General features: G+C 52.7%; 14 protein-coding genes and 1 riboswitch. Of the genes, 8 read left to right on the top strand and 6 right to left on the bottom strand.

The window, feature by feature from the left end; genetic code table 11:
- Nucleotides 1-88: 88 nt before the first annotated feature.
- Nucleotides 89-272, top strand: a riboswitch (M-box (ykoK) riboswitch).
- A gap of 55 nt (nucleotides 273-327) precedes the next feature.
- On the top strand, nucleotides 328-1,341 hold the full coding sequence (locus HVZ39_RS01025) for a magnesium transporter (protein ID WP_016154873.1): 1,014 nt from the start codon (nucleotides 328-330) through the stop codon (nucleotides 1,339-1,341).
- Nucleotides 1,342-1,379: 38 nt separating this feature from the next.
- On the opposite strand, the gene HVZ39_RS01020 is transcribed toward HVZ39_RS01025, so the two are convergent.
- Entirely contained in the window at nucleotides 1,380-2,573 is a 1,194-nt protein-coding gene (locus tag HVZ39_RS01020; protein WP_046274493.1) for an NAD(P)/FAD-dependent oxidoreductase, read from the bottom strand.
- 229 nt (nucleotides 2,574-2,802) lie between these two features.
- On the opposite strand from HVZ39_RS01020, the gene pitA reads away from it, so the two are divergent.
- Nucleotides 2,803-4,302: an inorganic phosphate transporter PitA gene (gene pitA, locus HVZ39_RS01015; protein WP_016154875.1), complete on the top strand. Its 1,500-nt coding sequence runs from the start codon at nucleotides 2,803-2,805 to the stop codon at nucleotides 4,300-4,302.
- A gap of 64 nt (nucleotides 4,303-4,366) precedes the next feature.
- Here pitA and uspB read toward each other — a convergent pair whose 3' ends face one another.
- Nucleotides 4,367-4,702 carry a universal stress protein UspB gene (uspB, locus tag HVZ39_RS01010; protein WP_003023371.1) on the bottom strand — a complete coding sequence of 112 codons (336 nt, stop codon included), beginning with the start codon at nucleotides 4,700-4,702 and terminating at the stop codon, nucleotides 4,367-4,369.
- Between the two features lie 393 nt (nucleotides 4,703-5,095).
- Between uspB and uspA the strand changes: the two genes are divergently transcribed.
- Nucleotides 5,096-5,533 carry a universal stress protein UspA gene (gene uspA / locus HVZ39_RS01005; RefSeq protein ID WP_003023368.1) on the top strand — a complete coding sequence of 146 codons (438 nt, stop codon included), beginning with the start codon at nucleotides 5,096-5,098 and terminating at the stop codon, nucleotides 5,531-5,533.
- A 281-nt stretch (nucleotides 5,534-5,814) separates the two neighbouring features.
- The gene (gene dtpB, locus HVZ39_RS01000) at nucleotides 5,815-7,287 is read left to right on the top strand and encodes a dipeptide/tripeptide permease DtpB (RefSeq protein ID WP_019078104.1); all 1,473 of its coding nucleotides are present in this window, start codon (nucleotides 5,815-5,817) and stop codon (nucleotides 7,285-7,287) included.
- 199 nt (nucleotides 7,288-7,486) lie between these two features.
- On the opposite strand, the gene HVZ39_RS00995 is transcribed toward dtpB, so the two are convergent.
- Nucleotides 7,487-7,990: an Rrf2 family transcriptional regulator gene (locus HVZ39_RS00995; protein WP_181633124.1), complete on the bottom strand. Its 504-nt coding sequence runs from the start codon at nucleotides 7,988-7,990 to the stop codon at nucleotides 7,487-7,489.
- Nucleotides 7,991-8,222: 232 nt separating this feature from the next.
- Here HVZ39_RS00995 and HVZ39_RS00990 point away from each other — a divergent pair, with 232 nt between their 5' ends.
- Nucleotides 8,223-9,422 (top strand): NAD(P)/FAD-dependent oxidoreductase, encoded by a 1,200-nt coding sequence (locus HVZ39_RS00990; protein WP_181633123.1) that lies wholly within the window; start codon nucleotides 8,223-8,225, stop codon nucleotides 9,420-9,422.
- Nucleotides 9,423-9,468: 46 nt separating this feature from the next.
- On the opposite strand, the gene rsmJ is transcribed toward HVZ39_RS00990, so the two are convergent.
- Nucleotides 9,469-10,218 (bottom strand): 16S rRNA (guanine(1516)-N(2))-methyltransferase RsmJ, encoded by a 750-nt coding sequence (gene rsmJ / locus HVZ39_RS00985; RefSeq protein WP_161623134.1) that lies wholly within the window; start codon nucleotides 10,216-10,218, stop codon nucleotides 9,469-9,471.
- An 8-nt stretch (nucleotides 10,219-10,226) separates the two neighbouring features.
- On the bottom strand, nucleotides 10,227-12,269 hold the full coding sequence (gene prlC / locus HVZ39_RS00980) for an oligopeptidase A (RefSeq protein WP_046274490.1): 2,043 nt from the start codon (nucleotides 12,267-12,269) through the stop codon (nucleotides 10,227-10,229).
- A gap of 214 nt (nucleotides 12,270-12,483) precedes the next feature.
- On the opposite strand from prlC, the gene HVZ39_RS00975 reads away from it, so the two are divergent.
- A complete protein-coding gene (locus HVZ39_RS00975; RefSeq protein WP_016154881.1) occupies nucleotides 12,484-13,326 on the top strand; it encodes a 23S rRNA (adenine(2030)-N(6))-methyltransferase RlmJ in 843 nt (280 codons plus the stop codon).
- 104 nt (nucleotides 13,327-13,430) lie between these two features.
- Nucleotides 13,431-14,783 (top strand): glutathione-disulfide reductase, encoded by a 1,353-nt coding sequence (gene gorA / locus HVZ39_RS00970; RefSeq protein WP_016154882.1) that lies wholly within the window; start codon nucleotides 13,431-13,433, stop codon nucleotides 14,781-14,783.
- Between the two features lie 41 nt (nucleotides 14,784-14,824).
- On the opposite strand, the gene HVZ39_RS00965 is transcribed toward gorA, so the two are convergent.
- A complete protein-coding gene (locus tag HVZ39_RS00965; RefSeq protein WP_016154884.1) occupies nucleotides 14,825-16,219 on the bottom strand; it encodes a cytochrome-c peroxidase in 1,395 nt (464 codons plus the stop codon).
- A gap of 425 nt (nucleotides 16,220-16,644) precedes the next feature.
- On the opposite strand from HVZ39_RS00965, the gene HVZ39_RS00960 reads away from it, so the two are divergent.
- Nucleotides 16,645-18,294, top strand: coding sequence for an alpha,alpha-trehalase (locus HVZ39_RS00960; RefSeq protein WP_016154885.1), 1,650 nt, complete (start codon nucleotides 16,645-16,647; stop codon nucleotides 18,292-18,294).
- Nucleotides 18,295-18,302 lie beyond the last annotated feature (8 nt).

The raw sequence follows: 18,302 nt of genomic DNA, 5'->3' as shown, positions 1-18,302 counted from the left end.
AGGGAATATTTCGTATATCAACGATTGATAAACATTCACAACTATAAACATAATCAATAATTAGACATCGCTATAATAGTGGCTCATTTACCGATCTCGTTATGGCGAGGCTCCTGTACAAATACAAGTTACCGCCCTGCTGGTATCGAGAGAGGCCACTCAGGGAAATACAGGCATCCATCGAATCAAGGTGTTGCCAAGGTAACTTCTGACGATTTCACCATCGGGCAGATACGTTGTTCAGTGCTAAAACCAGGACGTAGGGATCCGCCTGCGCTAACCCTGTCTTGTTCGCCCCTATGAGAGATTTTTATAGGGAATTACACCATGTCATCTATGCCACTCTGCGCCGCCCATCATCCTATGCCGGATTTCAATGGCGATGCTATCGCGCAATATATGCGCACCGATTTTATTACCCTGCCGGATCATCTCAGCGTGAACGGCGCTCGTGAATACTTTGTCTCCCAGCTCACAACGGATGATATTCCAGGCCAGGTCTTTGTTGTAGCTGGAAAAGCGCTGCGCGGGGTGTTATCCATCAAGCGCTTATTGCAAGAAAAAGATACATCGCTGAACATCAACCATCTTACGGACAGTTGTTTGTTTCATGTAAAGCCTGATGATGAACGGGCACAGGTCGTTGCCGAGTTAGCCGAACGCGAACTCGATCTGGTGGCTGTCGTTGAGAAAGGTGAGCTGGTCGGTTGTCTGATGGAAAAAGAGATCGCTCATCTACAGGAAGATGATGTTACCGAAGATGTTCAGCTTCAGGGGGCAACGTTACCGCTGGAAAAACCCTACCTGGAGATTAGCCCGTGGACATTGTGGAAAAAACGTTCTGTCTGGCTCCTGCTACTTTTTGTCGCAGAGGCCTATACCAGCAGCGTTCTTCAACATTTTGAAGAGGCGCTGGAATCTGCTATTGCACTGGCCTTTTTTATTCCACTATTAATTGGTACTGGCGGCAACAGCGGTACGCAGATCACCTCAACGCTGGTACGTTCAATGGCGCTGGGAGAAGTGCGGCTGCGCGATATGGGTCGGGTGATCCGCAAAGAAGTTTCAACTTCGCTGCTGATCGCCCTGACGCTGGGTCTGGCAGGCTGCTTGCGCGCGTGGATGATGGGTATCGGAGTGGAAATCACGCTAATCGTTAGCCTGACGCTGGTTTGCATTACGTTGTGGAGCGCCGTGGTGTCATCAGTGATCCCCATGGTGCTCAAGCGTATCGGCATTGATCCCGCCGTGGTTTCCGCCCCGTTTATCGCCACGCTTATCGACGGTACCGGGTTGATTATCTACTTTAAAATCGCCCAGTATTTTCTTGGTCTGAACTAATGATAACGCCCGGCAGCCCAGGTTGTCGGGCACCACGGTCAGGCAGGTGTCAAATCCTGCGCGCATGCCCAGGCGCTCGACCACGCCCACTGGAAGTTATAGCCGCCCAGCCAGCCGGTGACGTCCATGACTTCGCCGATAAAGTAGAGTCCCGGCACTTTGCGCGCTTCCATCGTGCGCGATGACAGCTCGTTGGTATCGACGCCGCCCAACGTGACTTCAGCGGTACGATACCCTTCCGTACCGTTCGGCTGCACCCGCCACTCGGTCAGCGTCTCAACCAGCGTTTGCTGATCGCGCACATTAAGCTGCTTCAGCGAGACATCCGGGATTTGCCCTAACTGCTGTAAGCATTCCACCAGACGCTTTGGCAACTGCATTGCCAGGGTGTTCTTTAAGCTTTGATTAGGGTGTGCGCTACGTTGGTCATCGAGGAAGCTTGCGAGGTCAACATCCGGCAACAAATTAATGCTGACAAATTCACCTGGCTGCCAAAAACTGGAAATCTGCAGCACGGCCGGACCAGAAAGCCCGCGGTGCGTAAAGAGCAGGTTTTCACGAAATACGGTGCCGTCCTCGGCGGTGATAACGGAAGAAACGGATACGCCAGAGAGCACCTGAAGCTGCTCCAGTAGCGGCTTATGTAAGGTGAAAGGCACCAGCCCTGCGCGCGTAGGCAAAACGTTCAGGCCGAACTGTTCCGCAATTTTATAACCAAACGGCGTCGCGCCCAGACCCGGCATAGAGAGACCACCGGAGGCAATAACCAGCTTTTTCGTGCCGACACTCATCCCATTCAATTCCAGGATAAAATCGTCACCATCTCGCTCAACGCTCAGGATTTCGCTACGTAACCGCATAGTTACGTTACCTTTTTCACACTCATCCACCAGCATATCGACAATTTGCTGGGCGGAATCATCGCAGAAAAGCTGGCCTAGCGTTTTTTCATGCCAGGCAATACCGTGCTTACCCACCAGATCGATAAAATCCCACTGTGTATAACGCGCCAGCGCCGATTTGCAAAAATGCGGGTTTTGGCTCAAATACGCAGCCGGCTCGACATAAAGGTTGGTAAAGTTGCAGCGGCCCCCGCCAGACATGAGAATCTTGCGCCCGGGCTTTTTACCATTATCAATTAGCAGTACGCGACTACCTGCTTGTCCTGCCTGTGCGGCACAAAACATACCCGCTGCGCCAGCGCCTATAATAACGGTATCAAACCTTTCCACGTTGCGATCCTCTCTAAAAAGCGGGAGTGAATTGTAAAGATTCCTCAGTGGTCGCACCAGCACCAAACTACCGATAAAGGGTATTTATCTGAAATATATAGGATAATTCTTTAGTGGTGTAAAACAAAGCAGGAGACAAATCAAAAAAACTCTATATTTCACTTTGCCCGCGCCGCCAAAGTCACTGATAATGCGCCGCGTTCATGTCCTCAAAATGGCGTAACGTCCTATGCTACATTTGTTTGCTGGCCTGGATTTACATACCGGGCTTTTACTATTGCTTGCTCTGGCTTTCGTGCTGTTCTACGAAGCAATTAATGGCTTCCATGATACAGCCAATGCTGTCGCAACTGTGATCTATACCCGTGCAATGCGTTCGCAATTGGCGGTGGTCATGGCTGCGGTGTTCAACTTCTTTGGTGTTTTGCTGGGCGGTCTCAGCGTGGCGTATGCCATCGTGCATATGTTACCAACGGATCTGCTGCTTAATATGGGATCGTCACATGGCCTCGCCATGGTGTTCTCCATGTTGCTGGCGGCAATTATCTGGAACCTGGGTACCTGGTACTTTGGTCTGCCTGCATCCAGCTCCCACACGCTGATTGGCGCCATTATCGGTATTGGTTTAACCAATGCGCTGATGAACGGCACCTCGGTGGTGGATGCACTTAACATCCCGAAAGTTATCGGTATTTTTGCCTCGCTTATCATCTCACCCATTGTCGGTCTGGTGGTTGCAGGTGGTCTTATTTTCATTCTGCGTCGCTACTGGAGCGGTACGAAAAAACGTGCCCGTATCCACCTGACGCCGGCAGAACGTGAAAAGAAAGACGGAAAGAAAAAGCCGCCGTTCTGGACGCGTATTGCACTGATCCTCTCCGCTATCGGCGTGGCGTTCTCCCACGGCGCGAACGATGGTCAGAAAGGCATTGGTCTGGTGATGCTAGTGCTGATTGGCGTAGCGCCAGCAGGTTTCGTGGTGAATATGAATGCTTCCGGTTACGAAATTACCCGTACCCGCGATGCAATCAATAACGTCGAAGTCTTCTTCCAGCAGCGCCCTGACCTGCTTAAACAGGCCACAGGCGTAGACCAGCTGATTCCGTCCCCGACGGACGCGGCGCCAGCGACGCCGACAGAGTTCCATTGCCACCCGGCGAATACCATCAACGCGCTGGAACGTGCGAAAGGTATGCTGGCGAATCTGGAAACCTACGACAAGTTAAGCGTCGAACAGCGTGGTCAGTTGCGCCGTATTATGCTGTGCATCTCTGATACCACCGATAAAGTGGTTAAGCTGCCTGGCGTAAGCGCTGACGATCAGCGTCTGCTGAAGAAACTGAAATCTGACATGCTGAGCACCATTGAGTACGCGCCTATCTGGATCATTATGGCCGTCGCACTGGCGCTGGGTATTGGTACGATGATTGGCTGGCGTCGCGTGGCAACCACTATCGGTGAGAAAATCGGTAAGAAAGGCATGACCTATGCCCAGGGGATGTCGGCGCAGATGACTGCCGCAGTCTCTATCGGTCTTGCCAGCTACACCGGTATGCCCGTTTCCACCACACACGTTCTCTCCTCTTCCGTTGCGGGAACGATGGTTGTTGATGGCGGCGGTTTGCAGCGTAAAACGGTGACCAGCATTCTGATGGCCTGGGTCTTCACCCTCCCAGCAGCAATTCTTCTTTCCGGCGGGCTGTACTGGCTCTCCCTGAAGCTTATCTAAGCGAATGCGCGGTAAAAAAGCGGGTCAGGAAACTGGCCCGCTTTTTTTGTATCTGTCGTTGGAATCAGTGCCAGATAATCAGCGCAACCATGCTGATTAGCACCAGGCCGCATAGCGCGCTGGTGAGAATGAACTGACCGCGAACCCGCTCACAGCGGCGAATAAATTCATCATCATGATGATCGCGGTAACGCTGAGCGTAGATATACCACACCAGACGCATCTGCTTGTTCGGTTGCCCATGCGAGGTAAAAAAGCCCCCTCCATCTACATACTGGTAAAGCAATGGATCGCAACCACGAAGTACTACTAGCAGTGCGCGTAGCGAAGAAAAATAGCGCGCCATATTAACAATGCAAACGACACATAAAGCCCAGAACAATGCAATGGTGCTTATCATACCCCCTCCCCGGCGACCCGCCCACGGAACTCCTTTCCGGGACTACCGCTCCCCGATACCCTGCCAAACCATTCAGTGAAGAGTACTGAAGAAACCGTTCGTATTAGTATCACGCATTCGAACGCCCCTCTAGATAGTGTAGGAGATTAGTTAATTTTTTTGCCAGAAGGTTAATCGCTATCAATGCAATTAACTAAAAAATTTGTTTAACTGCTTGGCAAGCAAGGCGGATTGACGGATTATTCTGGTCGCTATAATGTAAGGATAGTCCTTATATGATACGTTTTTACGACTGGGCTAGCCCCGCGCACAAGGTTCGCAGGACGCGGATGACGCGGCGGCAGAGAAACGCCAGCAGGCTAGTCATCGACAACTTATGGAAGGAGTAACACTATGGCTTATAAACACATTCTTATCGCGGTTGATCTTTCTCCGGAAAGCAAAGTTCTGGTTGAAAAAGCGGTCTCTATGGCGCGGCCTTACAATGCTAAAGTTTCCCTTATCCACGTTGACGTAAACTATTCCGACCTGTACACCGGCCTTATCGACGTGAATCTGGGCGACATGCAGAAACGCATTTCTGAAGAAACCCACCACGCGTTAACCGAGCTGTCCACCAACGCAGGCTACCCTATCACCGAAACCCTGAGCGGTAGCGGCGACCTGGGTCAGGTTCTGGTTGATGCCATCAAAAAATACGACATGGATCTGGTCGTTTGTGGTCACCACCAGGATTTCTGGAGCAAACTGATGTCCTCCGCGCGCCAACTGATCAACACCGTCCACGTCGACATGTTGATTGTTCCGCTGCGTGACGACGAAGAAGCATAAAATGCTTGCCGCCGGGATATAGCCCGGCCTGCTGCAAGTAGTTAAGCCTGTAAACGCCCGCCTGTGCGGGCGTTTTTGTTTTTATCATTCGGACACAATTAGTACATCAATCCAACAAACAAATCATAATTAGTGTGATCAACTAATTGGATCGAAAACCATCTCTATAATACTCTACTCTCGCGGCCAATAGCCGCAGTCTATAACAAAATAAGACTTTTTCGGCGCGTTTAAGCATACGCGTTCATACTTTTCGGGATGGCTTTGAAAGGCGATGGAATATGAATAAAACTGCACCTACGGGCTTGCTGCAGCAACCTCGTCCGTTCTTCATGATCTTCTTTGTAGAATTATGGGAACGATTTGGCTATTACGGCGTTCAGGGCATCCTAGCGGTATTCTTTGTTAAGCAGCTAGGATTTTCACAGGAACAGGCATTTGTCACCTTTGGTGCCTTTGCTGCGCTGGTCTACGGCCTGATCTCGATCGGCGGCTACGTCGGCGACCACCTGTTAGGCACTAAGCGCACGCTGGTTCTCGGTGCCATTGTGCTGGCAATCGGCTACTTCATGACCGGGATGTCGCTGCTCAAGCCCGATCTGATCTTTATTGCTTTGGGTACCATTGCCGTCGGTAACGGGCTGTTTAAAGCCAACCCGGCAAGCCTGTTGTCAAAATGCTATCCACCAAAAGACGCCCGTCTGGACGGTGCTTTCACCTTGTTTTATATGTCGATTAACATCGGTTCGTTGCTGTCGCTGTCGCTGGCGCCGGTGATTGCCGATAAGTTTGGCTACGCGGTGACCTACAACCTGTGCGGGGCCGGGCTTATCGTCGCGCTGCTGGTCTACTTTGCCTGCCGTGGGATGGTAAAAAATATCGGTTCTGAGCCAGACCATAAACCGCTGAATTTCCGTAATCTGCTGTACGTGCTGGCCGGTACGGTAGTGATGGTATTTATCTGCGCCTGGCTGATGCACAACGTGCAGATTGCCAACCTGGTGCTGATCGTCCTGTCGATTGCCGTGACTATCATCTTCTTCCGTCAGGCATTCAAACTGGATAAAACCGGGCGCAACAAGATGTTCGTGGCCTTCATCCTGATGCTGGAAGCGGTTGTGTTCTACGTGCTGTACGCGCAGATGCCGACATCGCTGAACTTCTTTGCTATCAATAACGTGCACCATGAAATTCTCGGTTTCGCCATTAACCCAGTGAGCTTCCAGGCGCTGAACCCGTTCTGGGTTGTGTTGGCAAGTCCGGTACTGGCCGCAATCTATACCCGTCTGGGAAACAAAGGCAAAGACCTGACTATGCCGATGAAATTTACGCTCGGTATGTTCCTGTGCTCGTTGGGCTTCCTGACGGCAGCCGCTGCCGGGATGTGGTTTGCGGATGCGCAGGGGCTGACGTCGCCGTGGTTTATCGTGCTGGTATATCTGTTCCAGAGCCTGGGTGAACTGCTGATTAGTGCCCTGGGACTGGCGATGGTCGCCGCTCTCGTGCCGCAGCACCTGATGGGCTTTATTCTCGGGATGTGGTTCCTGACGCAAGCCGCCGCCTTCCTGATGGGCGGGTATGTCGCCACGTTTACTGCCGTACCGGAGAACATCACCGACCCGCTGCAAACGCTGCCGATCTACACCAACGTCTTCAGTAAGATAGGCCTGGTCACCCTGGCTGTCACGGTGGTGATGGCGATTATGGTGCCCTGGCTGAACCGAATGATTAATACGCCAGATAGCAGTAAATAAGCTTTTTTTAACATTAACCGCGAGTCACATCGCGGTTTTTTTGCCTTTTAAGTCCTGCATTGTAAGAACGTAGTTTATACAAACAGGTGATCATGAATGGACATGACCATGAACGATATTGCGTTGATTAAGACTTCAGTTTTATCACGCCAGCGGAAAACGCTTCTCACCGAGGATGAGCACCGGGCATTTTCAATCGCTACCCTTTGCGCGCGTTAATCCACTCCTGAACTTCGACCACAAAAGTGTCCGGCGCTTTGCGGTACATTTTGCGCGCCAAATCCAGAATCGTATGCTGACCGAGCGCTTCTTCCATTCGCTGCTGAGCCATATCCATTACCGAGCGCACACCACAAATGCCTTCACAGGCCCACTCCGGCGGATGCTCCTCAAATAGCGCCAGCCGCTGGCGAATCTCACGACACTCAAAGATGCGCTTATCGCCATCAATGGCATTCACCACGTCCAGCACCGTAATGTGTTCAGCAGGTTTAGCCAACTGGAAACCGCCCCCCTTTCCCTCAATGCTGCGCACCAGGCCCGCTTTCGACAAACGGGTGAAAATTTTCGCCAGGTAGTCATACGGCACGCTTTGCAGCTCGGCAATTTCCCGCACGCTCATATCCCGCGCGTCGCCCTTGCTGTCGACCATACACATCAGGCTATGAATGCCGTACTCAACCCCGGAACTGTAAAATGCCATTCTCTTATCTCAGCCAAAATGAATCTGAGTTAATTGTAGCTTTTTCGTCTCACTCATTCCAGACAGCAGCACAACCCATATTTATATAAAAACTTTAATCATATATTTATCAAATAGATAATCAAACACCCTACGACATCAGGACAAAAAGGTTCCTGATCGCATTGCAATCCTTAACTACGACAAATAAAATCCGAGTAAATTGTTCGTAGTCACCAGAGAGAACCCCCCAATGCGTAAACGAATTCTGATCGTGGGCGCCGGCTTTGCCGGTATGTGGGCAGCATTAAGCGCCGCACGACTGGCGGATAAATATCAGCAGGCCATTGATATTACAGTAATTGCACCACAGCCAGAGCTGCGTGTCCGCCCACGCTTTTATGAACGCGCCGTACAAACCCTGGTCGCCCCGCTGCAACCCTTGTTTGACGTTACCGGCGTCAACTTCCTGCAAGGTCACGTCGAGCAGATCATCCCGGACTCTAAAGAGGTGAGCTGGAAAGATGCCAACGGTGAAATTCATCTGCGCCGCTACGACCGCCTGGTACTCGCCAGCGGGAGTCACGTTAACCGCGACGCCGTTGTCGGTGCAGCCGAGCATGCGTTTGACCTCGACCAGCTCGAGAGCGCCACCGCACTGGAGCAGCACATTACAGACCTGGCATTACAGCCGGAAAGCGAGGCTCGCAATACGGTGGTGATCTGTGGCGGCGGCTTTACCGGGATTGAGATGGCGCTGGAATTGCCTGGTCGTCTGCGTGAGATTCTGGGTGCCGATGCTAAGACCAGAGTGGTCGTAGTTGAACGCGGCGCTCAGCCTGCCGGGCGCTGGAGCCAGGAATTACGCGACGTGATAATCGAAGCCTCCGCTGAACTGGGCATCGAATGGTTGGTAAATGCAGAAGTAGAAAGCGTGGATGCCGGCGGCGTAACGCTGAAAGATGGGCAGGTTATTGCCTCTCAGACAGTTATCTGGACCGTCGGCGTGCAGGCCAATAACCTGACAGCACAGATTAACGCCCCGCGCGATCGACAGGGCCGCCTGCATGTGAATGCCAATCTGCAGGTCGTGGGTCATGATGATATCTACGCCACTGGCGATGTGGCCTACGCCGCCACCGATGACAAAGGCAACCATGCGTTAATGACCTGCCAGCACGCTATTTTGTTGGGTAAATTTGCCGGTAATAACGCCGTTGCAAGCCTGCTAGGAGTAGAACCTTCACCGTACCGTCAGGAGATGTACGTCACCTGTCTGGATCTCGGCGCGTGGGGCGCGGTGTATACCGAAGGATGGGATCAGCAGGTCAAACTCACTCGCGCAGAAGCGAAGAAACTGAAAGTATCGATTGTCAGTGAACTGATTTACCCGCCGAAAGCGGAAAGAGCCGTCGCATTTGAGATGGCTGACCCATACGCACCGTTTGTTTAAGCAGTAATGCCGGATAGCGCGGCTAACGCCTTATCCGGCCTACAAACTACGCGGTCCCCGCGTAAATATCAAACCGATGCCCTTTCGTGACTACCGCGTTCGGCGTGGCGACATCCGCCAGCGGCGGTGCGTAATCCGGGCGCTTCACTACCACACGTTTAGTGGCTAGCTGACGCGCAGGCTCCAGCAGCCCATCCGCATCCAGGTCCGGCCCCACCAACGACTGAAACACGCGCATCTCTTTTTTCACCAGCGCACTTTTCTGCTTATGCGGGAACATCGGGTCGAGGTACACCACCTGCGGACGCGGGGTGATATCGGTTAACGCCGTCAGGCTTGAGGCGTGGATCAGTTGTAAACGTTCCTGCAGCCACGGACCGATTTCCGGGTCAGCATACCCTCGCGCCAGGCCATCATCCAACAGCGCCGCCACGACCGGGTTACGTTCCAGCATTCGCACGCGGCAGCCTACTGAGGCCAGCACAAACGCATCGCGCCCCAGCCCTGCAGTCGCATCAACCACATCCGGCAGGTAATCGCCTTTAATGCCAACCGCCTTCGCCACCGCTTCGCCGCGACCACCGCCAAATTTGCGCCGATGGGCCATCGTACCGCCAACGAAATCCACGAAGATACCGCCGAGTTTGGGCTCATCACGTTTGCGCAGTTCCAGATGTTCCGGTGTCATCACCAGCGCCATCAGGTTATCTTCATCGTGCGTAAGATTCCAGCGGACGGCAAGAACAGATAAGGCGCCGTCTCCGGCGCCAGTTTCATCTACTAAGCAGATTTTCACGTGAATAATCAGCCTTTAATCCCGTAATGCTCCAGCATTGCATCCAGTTGCGGCTCACGGCCACGGAAGCGCTTGAACAGTTCCATCGGCTCTTCAGAACCACCACGGGTGAGAATGTTATCGAGGAACGATTGTCCGGTTTGACGGTTGAAAATCCCTTCATCTTCAAAGCGAGAGAATGCATCCGCCGCCAGCACGTCGGCCCACAGGTAGCTGTAGTAACCCGCCGCATAGCCACCAGCAAAAATATGGCTGAAGGCATGCGGGAAGCGGCCCCACGTTGGGCCCGGCACCACGGCGACCTGCTTTTTAATTTCCGCCAGCGTTTCGAGGATTTTCGCCCCTTGCTGTGGGTTAAACTCCGCGTGCAGACGGAAATCAAACAGGCCAAACTCCAGTTGACGCAGAATAAACAGTGCCGCCTGGTAATTTTTCGCCGCCAGCATTTTATCCAGCAGCTCCTTGGGCAGCGGCTCACCGGTCTCAAAGTGACCAGAGATAAATGCCAGCGCTTCGGGCTCCCAGCACCAGTTTTCCATAAACTGGCTCGGCAGTTCGACCGCATCCCACGGCACGCCGTTGATACCTGAAACACCGGCAGTTTCGATACGGGTCAGCATATGGTGCAGACCGTGGCCGAACTCGTGGAACAGGGTGATCACTTCATCGTGGGTAAACAGCGCGGGTTTGCCGTTCACCGGGCGGTTAAAGTTACAGGTCAGGTAGGCAACAGGCTTTTGCAGCGTACCGTCGGCTTTACGCATCTGGCCGACGCAGTCGTCCATCCACGCCCCGCCACGTTTATGTTCACGGGCATACAGGTCAAGATAGAAACTGCCGCGCAGTTCGTTGTTTTCGTCATACAGTTCGAAGAAACGTACTTCCGGGTGCCAGACGTCAACATCAGTGCGCTCTTTAGCGGTAATGCCGTAAATACGTTTAACCACTTCAAACAGGCCGTTAACGGCTTTGTTTTCCGGGAAGTATGGACGCAGCTGCTCGTCGCTGATGCTATAGAGGTGCTGTTTTTGTTTCTCGCTGTAGTAAGCGATATCCCACGGCTGCAGCTCATCGACACCAAATTCCGCTTTCGCGAAGGCGCGCAGTTGAGCCAGCTCTTTCTCGCCCTGAGGACGGGCACGTTTCGCCAGGTCCGTCAGGAAGTCGAGTACCTGCTGCGGGTTTTCCGCCATTTTGGTGGACAGAGATTTAAAAGCGTAGCTTTCAAAGCCCAGCAGCTGTGCCAGCTCGTGGCGCAGCGCGAGGATCTCTTCCATTATCGGGCTGTTGTCCCATTTACCAGCGTTTGGCCCCTGGTCAGACGCGCGAGTGGAGTAAGCGCGATACATCTCCTCACGCAGCCCCTGGTTATCACAGTAGGTCATCACCGGCAGGTAGCTTGGGATATCCAGCGTTAACAGGTAGCCTTCCTGCTGTTTAGCATCAGCCTGGGCTTTTGCAGCCGCCAGCGCGCTTTCCGGCATGCCGGAGAGTTCCGCTTCATCAGTCACCAGCTTAGTCCAGCCCATCGTGGCATCGAGGACGTTATTGCTGTAGAGATTGCCCAGCTCAGACAGGCGGGTGGCAATCTCACCATAGCGCAGCTGTTTTTCCTTCGGCAGACCAATACCAGAAAGCTCAAAATCGCGCAGCGCGTTATCGACCGCTTTTTTCTGTGCGGTGTTCAGGGTAGCGTAATGATCGCCGTCACGCAGGTCGCGGTACGCTTTGTACAGACCTTCATGTTGCCCAACCCAGGTGCTGTATTCAGACAGCAGCGGCAGCGTTTGTTCGTAGGCTTCGCGCAATTCCGGGCTGTTTTTCACCGAGTTCAGGTGGCTAACCGGAGAGAAAATACGCCCCAGCACATCGTCAACTTCCGCCAACGGCTGGCAAAGATTTTCCCAGGTGTACGGCGCGCCCTGCGCAACCACTCGCTCAACGTTTTCGCGGCAATCGTTCAGCGCCTTAGTAACGGCAGGCACAACGTGCTCAGGCTGAATTTTAGAAAACGGCGGCAGTTCGAAGGGGGTCAGCAATGGATTGGTCATTAGCGCGGTCCTGTTGAAAAGAGTGAATGAAGCGCGTATCCGGCGCTGTGCATATTAATTTGTACAATGGGGTTAAGTGTAGAGGATTTCAATGCCAGGCGTTGCGCTTTCGCGGCAGTGACGACTTTTCTGTATACTGTGGCGATACGCTTTATTTTCGCCCGATATTGCGCTGTTTTCGGGCCTACGTTTATAACCTGGAACACGTTTACCCATGCTGAGTTATCGCCACAGTTATCACGCTGGCAACCACGCCGACGTCCTTAAACACACCGTCCAGAGCCTGATCATCGAATCGCTTAAAGAGAAAGAAAAACCGTTTCTCTATTTGGATACCCATGCTGGCGCAGGCCGTTATCAGCTGAGCAGTGAGCATGCCGAACGTACCGGTGAATATCTGGAAGGGATCGCCCGTATCTGGCAGCAGGACGATTTGCCTGCCGAACTGGAACCCTACATTGGCGTGGTGAAGCACTTCAACCGTAGCGGCCAGTTGCGCTATTACCCCGGCTCTCCGTTAATTGCTCGCCAGCTGCTGCGAGAACAGGACAGCCTGCAATTAACGGAACTGCACCCGAGCGACTTTCCTTTGCTGCGCGGCGAATTCCAGAAAGATGAGCGCGCACGCGTGGCCAAAGCCGATGGTTATCAGCAGCTAAAAGCAAAATTACCGCCGGTTTCCCGTCGCGGGCTGATCCTTATCGATCCCCCCTACGAAATCAAAAGCGACTACCAGGCGGTGGTGACCGGTATTAACGAAGGCTATAAGCGTTTCGCAACCGGCACCTATGCGCTGTGGTATCCGGTAGTTCTGCGCCAGCAAATCAAACGCATGATCCACGACCTGGAAGACACCGGTATCCGCAAAATTCTGCAGATTGAGCTGGCGGTGCGTCCGGACAGCGATCAGCGCGGCATGACGGCGTCCGGTATGATTGTAATAAACCCGCCGTGGAAGCTGGAGCAGCAGATGAACAGTGTCCTGCCGTGGTTGCACAGCAAACTGGTTCCGGCAGGAACCGGTCATACGTCGGTAAGCTGGATCGTGCCGGAGTAATCGCAGTCATCGGTGGAACCTTTTAATTTCAGGTATACAATCGCGAATATTTTGGCGGATGGCGTAACGCTTCTCCGCCCTACAATGAACATGAAGGAGCGGTCATGACCAAGCACTATGATTACATCGCTATTGGCGGCGGCAGCGGCGGTATTGCCTCCATTAACCGTGCAGCAATGTACGGCCAGAAATGCGCGCTGATTGAAGCCAAAGAGCTAGGCGGCACCTGCGTTAACGTTGGCTGCGTACCGAAAAAAGTGATGTGGCATGCCGCACAGGTCCGCGAAGCAATCCACATGTACGGGCCGGATTACGGTTTCGACACCACCATCAATAAGTTCGATTGGGATAAACTGATCGCCACGCGCACCGCTTATATTGATCGCATTCATACCTCGTACGACAACGTGCTGGGCAAAAATAATGTCGATGTGATTAAAGGCTTTGCCCGCTTTGTGGATGCCAAAACCATTGAAGTGAACGGTGAAACCATTACTGCCGATCATATTTTGATTGCTACCGGTGGTCGCCCGAGCCATCCGAGCATTCCGGGTGTGGAATACGGTATCGACTCCGACGGTTTCTTTGAGCTGCCCGCGCTGCCAAAACGCGTGGCCGTTGTTGGCGCAGGCTACATCGCCGTTGAACTGGCGGGCGTAATTAACGGTCTGGGCGCAGAAACGCATCTGTTCGTGCGTAAACACGCGCCGCTGCGCAGCTTCGACCCGATGATTGTCGACACGCTCGTTGAGGTGATGAACGCCGAAGGCCCGACTCTGCATACTCACGCGATACCAAAAGCGGTCGTTAAAAACGCTGATGGCAGCCTGACCCTGCAACTGGAAGATGGTCGTAGCGAAACGGTAGATTGCCTGATTTGGGCGATCGGTCGTGAACCTGCCACCGACAACTTCAACCTGGCGGTTACTGGCGTGAAAACCAACGAAAAAGGCTACATCGTCGTTGATAAATTCCAGAACACCAGCGTGCCGGGTATTTATGCCGTCGGCGATAACACCGGGGCCGTTGAGCTGACGCCGGTTGCCGTTGCCGCGGGCCGTCGTCTGTCCGAGCGTCTGTTTAACAACAAGCCGGACGAGCATCTGGACTACAGCAACATCCCGACCGTGGTCTTCAGCCATCCGCCTATTGGTACCGTGGGCCTGACCGAGCAGCAGGCTCGCGAACAGCACGGCGATGATCAGGTGAAAGTGTATAAATCATCGTTTACCGCGATGTATACCGCTGTCACCACCCACCGTCAGCCGTGCCGCATGAAGCTGGTTTGCGTCGGTCCGGAAGAGAAGATTGTCGGTATTCATGGCATTGGTTTTGGGATGGATGAAATGCTGCAAGGCTTCGCGGTCGCTCTGAAAATGGGCGCAACCAAGAAAGACTTTGATAACACCGTTGCCATTCACCCAACGGCATCTGAAGAGTTCGTGACCATGCGTTAATCAATAAAAAACCGGATGGCACTTTGCCATCCGGTTTTCTCTTATTTACCCTGCATATACGGTGTATATACCCCATTAAGGCTTTCGAGGAATGCCACGATATCGTCGATATCTTCCTGCGGTAGTTCTTTACCCACCTGATAACGCAGCATCAGTTTTACCGCACCGTCGAGCGTAGGCACATCACCGCGATGGAAATAAGGCGCAGTCAGCGCAACGTTACGCAATCCAGGGACTTTCTGACGCAGCTTGTCACGTAATTCATTGGTGACGTTCATGCGGCCAATATCTGCAGCAGTGACCTCGCCGAAATTAAAGTCCTTTTTCAGCCCCAATGGCTCAAATGAACGTCCGCCTAAAATAATACCGCCATGACAGGTCGCGCACTTATTATCTTTAAACAACTGATAGCCATGTTTTTGCTGAGCGGTTAAGGCCGCTTCATCACCACGCAGCCATTTATCAAACGGCGAATTTGGCGTAATCAGCGTTTTCTCAAATTCAGCAATCGCATCGGTAATATTATCCCCACTGAACCCCTGCGGATAAACGGCAATGAACTCTTGCTTAAGTTGCGGATCCTTATCCAGTTTCTGGATAATTTCATCCCAGGATTTAGACGCCATTTCGATAGGGTTCAACGGTGGACCACCGGCCTGCGCCTGCAGTGTTGGCGCACGGCCATCCCAGAATTGCTCAACGTTAAAGACCGAGTTAAATACCGTTGGCGCATTGATAGGGCCAACCGCGCCGCCTACACCGATTGACGTTTTCCGGCCATCCACGCCGCCCGCATTCAGGGCGTGACAGTGCGCACAAGAAATCGTGCTGTCGCCGGAAATACGCGGGTCATGGTAAAGCGTAAAACCAAGCGCTACTTTGCGGGCATCGGTCGGAATGCTTTCCGGTATCGGCTGTACAGGTTCATTACGATGCTGCGTGGCAGTATCGTTACTGGCGTAGTACTGCTCACGCTGTTTCGCAATCCAGCCCAGGATCTCTGCTCGCTCCGTATCGCTTACCTTGCCAGCCCAGTGCAGTGCGGTATAACGCGTCGGCGGCATGGTGTCGTACTGCATCACCCACTCAATTTTATTCAGATCGCTTTGCGAAACGGGTTTATCCGCGACCAGCGCCGCACGAACGGCCTCCAGATTGAATGATTTGTATCCCAGTTGAATATCATAATTCATCAACTGCTTAGCGACGGGAAAAGAAGAATAGAAAGGTAGTTCAGCCGAAGGAGTGTGACAATAATCGCATCCTTTTTCACGTAAGAACCCTAGTACTTTATTATTTTCTTCCAGCGTAGAGGCCTGAACATCAGCCTGTTTACTCCGTTGATTATCGTGATACCACACATAACCGGATAATCCAAAATAACAAATCGCGACGCCAGCTATGGCAATCACGGTAAGACGGGTAATGATTTTCATTATTTTACCCTCACCGTTGTGAGTTATTGTGACCCAGAAAATTAGAATAATTAATAGACAGTCTTTGTCAGACCTGACCATCATAGGAAATGAGGGGATTACTATTTTGATAAGTATCAAGCAATTACATGGAGGAGAACTATCGATAGAATAGCCTGTACCTATTATAGAGTTAAACGTTACCAGGTTGTGTTCACACCTCGTTGCAATCGAATGTTCTGAAAATGGAATATCCTCAGGTTGTGCAGAATTCAGAATTATTCATTATTTTCATTAGGATAGATTTATTTTTTGGATATTGCGCAGCACTAAAATGTGATCGACCGCACGCTTTACTCACCAGATACAGAAGCGAATGTCTACGCTTAATTGACGAGCGGGCAATAGCCTTAATCTTTCAACGTCCATCGGAGGTCTTTCGCATTATGCTCAACCAGAAACTACCCCACGCCCCTTCTGAAGAAATGACGATCGACATCGATCTGCTTTATGAAATGGATCCGTGCGAGTTAAAGCTGGATGAAATGATTGAGGCGGAGCCTGAACCGGAGATGATTGAAGGGTTACCCGCCTCAGATGCGTTAACTCCCGCCGATCGTTACCTCGAGCTGTTCGAACACGTTCAGTCGTCGAAACTGTTTGCCGATAGCAAAACCTTCCCCGACTGTGCACCGAAAATGGATCCGCTGGATATTTTGATCCGCTATCGCAAGGTTAAACGCCACCGCGACTTTGATCTGCGACGCTTCGTCGAGAACCACTTCTGGCTCCCGGAAACGCCCTCCAGTGAATATGTTTCTGACCCGGCAAATTCGCTGAAAGAGCATATCGATCAACTGTGGCCGGTGCTGACGCGCGAACCACAGGACCACATTCCCTGGTCCTCGCTGCTGGCGTTACCGCAGTCATATATTGTGCCCGGCGGACGTTTTAGTGAAACCTACTACTGGGATTCCTACTTCACCATGCTGGGTCTGGCGGAGAGCGGTCGCGAAGATCTGCTGAAATGTATGGCGGACAACTTTGCCTGGATGATTGAAAACTATGGTCACATCCCGAACGGTAACCGTACTTACTACCTGAGTCGCTCGCAGCCGCCGGTCTTTGCGCTGATGGTCGAACTGTTTGAAGAGGATGGCGTACGCGGCGCGCGTCGTTACCTTGATCATCTAAAAATGGAGTACGCGTTCTGGATGGATGGCGCAGATTCCCTGGTACTCAACCAGGCCTACCGTCACGTGATCAGAATGTCGGACGGCTCCCTGCTCAACCGCTATTGGGACGATCGTGATACGCCGCGCGATGAGTCGTGGCTTGAAGACGTCGAGACCGCCAAGCATTCGGGTCGCCCACCCAATGAAGTGTATCGGGATTTGCGCGCGGGCGCGGCCTCCGGCTGGGATTACTCCTCGCGCTGGCTACGCGATGCAGGCCGTCTTGCCAGCATACGCACCACTCAGTTCATCCCTATTGACCTGAACGCGTTCCTCTACAAGCTGGAGAGCACTATCGCCAATATTTCCGCACTGAAAGGCGACAAAGAAACTGAAGCGCAGTTTCGCCAGAAAGCCAATGACCGCCGCGATGCGGTGAATCGCTATCTCTGGGACGATGAAAACGGCTGCTATCGCGATTACGACTGGCGGCGCGAACAAATGGCCCTGTTCTCTGCCGCCAGTATTGTGCCGCTGTATGTCGGCATGGCAACGCATGAACAAGCCGACCGACTTGCCAATGCGGTCCGCAGTCGCCTGCTAACCCCCGGAGGGATTTTAGCCACGGAGCATGAAACGGGTGAGCAATGGGATAAACCCAACGGCTGGGCGCCGCTGCAATGGATGGCGATCCAAGGTTTCAAACTTTACGGCGACGACCATCTCGGGGATGAAATTGCCCGTAACTGGTTGAAAACGGTGAATCTCTTTTATCAGGAACACCACAAGCTTATCGAAAAATACCACATCGCCGACGCCGCGCCGCGCGAAGGCGGCGGCGGCGAATATCCGTTACAGGACGGCTTTGGCTGGACCAATGGCGTGGTGCGCCGACTCATCGGTCTGTATGGCGAACCCTAGCAGCTGAC

The sequence above is a fragment of the Citrobacter sp. RHB35-C21 genome (genome assembly GCF_013816515.1).
Taxonomy (GTDB): domain Bacteria; phylum Pseudomonadota; class Gammaproteobacteria; order Enterobacterales; family Enterobacteriaceae; genus Citrobacter; species Citrobacter braakii.
Note: the sequence above shows the minus strand (reverse complement) of the source record. Positions and strands in the feature narration are given on the sequence as shown.

What these genes read in the sequence shown, in the direction of transcription:
- HVZ39_RS00995 (WP_181633124.1), bottom strand. Translation starts at nt 7,990, where the DNA reads ATGGCATTTTACAGTTCCGGGGTTGAGTACGGCATTCATAGCCTGATG.
- HVZ39_RS00965 (WP_016154884.1), bottom strand. Translation starts at nt 16,219, where the DNA reads ATGAAAATCATTACCCGTCTTACCGTGATTGCCATAGCTGGCGTCGCG.
- HVZ39_RS01025 (WP_016154873.1), top strand. Translation starts at nt 328, where the DNA reads ATGTCATCTATGCCACTCTGCGCCGCCCATCATCCTATGCCGGATTTC.
- HVZ39_RS00975 (WP_016154881.1), top strand. Translation starts at nt 12,484, where the DNA reads ATGCTGAGTTATCGCCACAGTTATCACGCTGGCAACCACGCCGACGTC.
- dtpB (WP_019078104.1), top strand. Translation starts at nt 5,815, where the DNA reads ATGAATAAAACTGCACCTACGGGCTTGCTGCAGCAACCTCGTCCGTTC.
- pitA (WP_016154875.1), top strand. Translation starts at nt 2,803, where the DNA reads ATGCTACATTTGTTTGCTGGCCTGGATTTACATACCGGGCTTTTACTA.
- gorA (WP_016154882.1), top strand. Translation starts at nt 13,431, where the DNA reads ATGACCAAGCACTATGATTACATCGCTATTGGCGGCGGCAGCGGCGGT.
- HVZ39_RS00990 (WP_181633123.1), top strand. Translation starts at nt 8,223, where the DNA reads ATGCGTAAACGAATTCTGATCGTGGGCGCCGGCTTTGCCGGTATGTGG.
- HVZ39_RS00960 (WP_016154885.1), top strand. Translation starts at nt 16,645, where the DNA reads ATGCTCAACCAGAAACTACCCCACGCCCCTTCTGAAGAAATGACGATC.
- uspA (WP_003023368.1), top strand. Translation starts at nt 5,096, where the DNA reads ATGGCTTATAAACACATTCTTATCGCGGTTGATCTTTCTCCGGAAAGC.
- prlC (WP_046274490.1), bottom strand. Translation starts at nt 12,269, where the DNA reads ATGACCAATCCATTGCTGACCCCCTTCGAACTGCCGCCGTTTTCTAAA.
- uspB (WP_003023371.1), bottom strand. Translation starts at nt 4,702, where the DNA reads ATGATAAGCACCATTGCATTGTTCTGGGCTTTATGTGTCGTTTGCATT.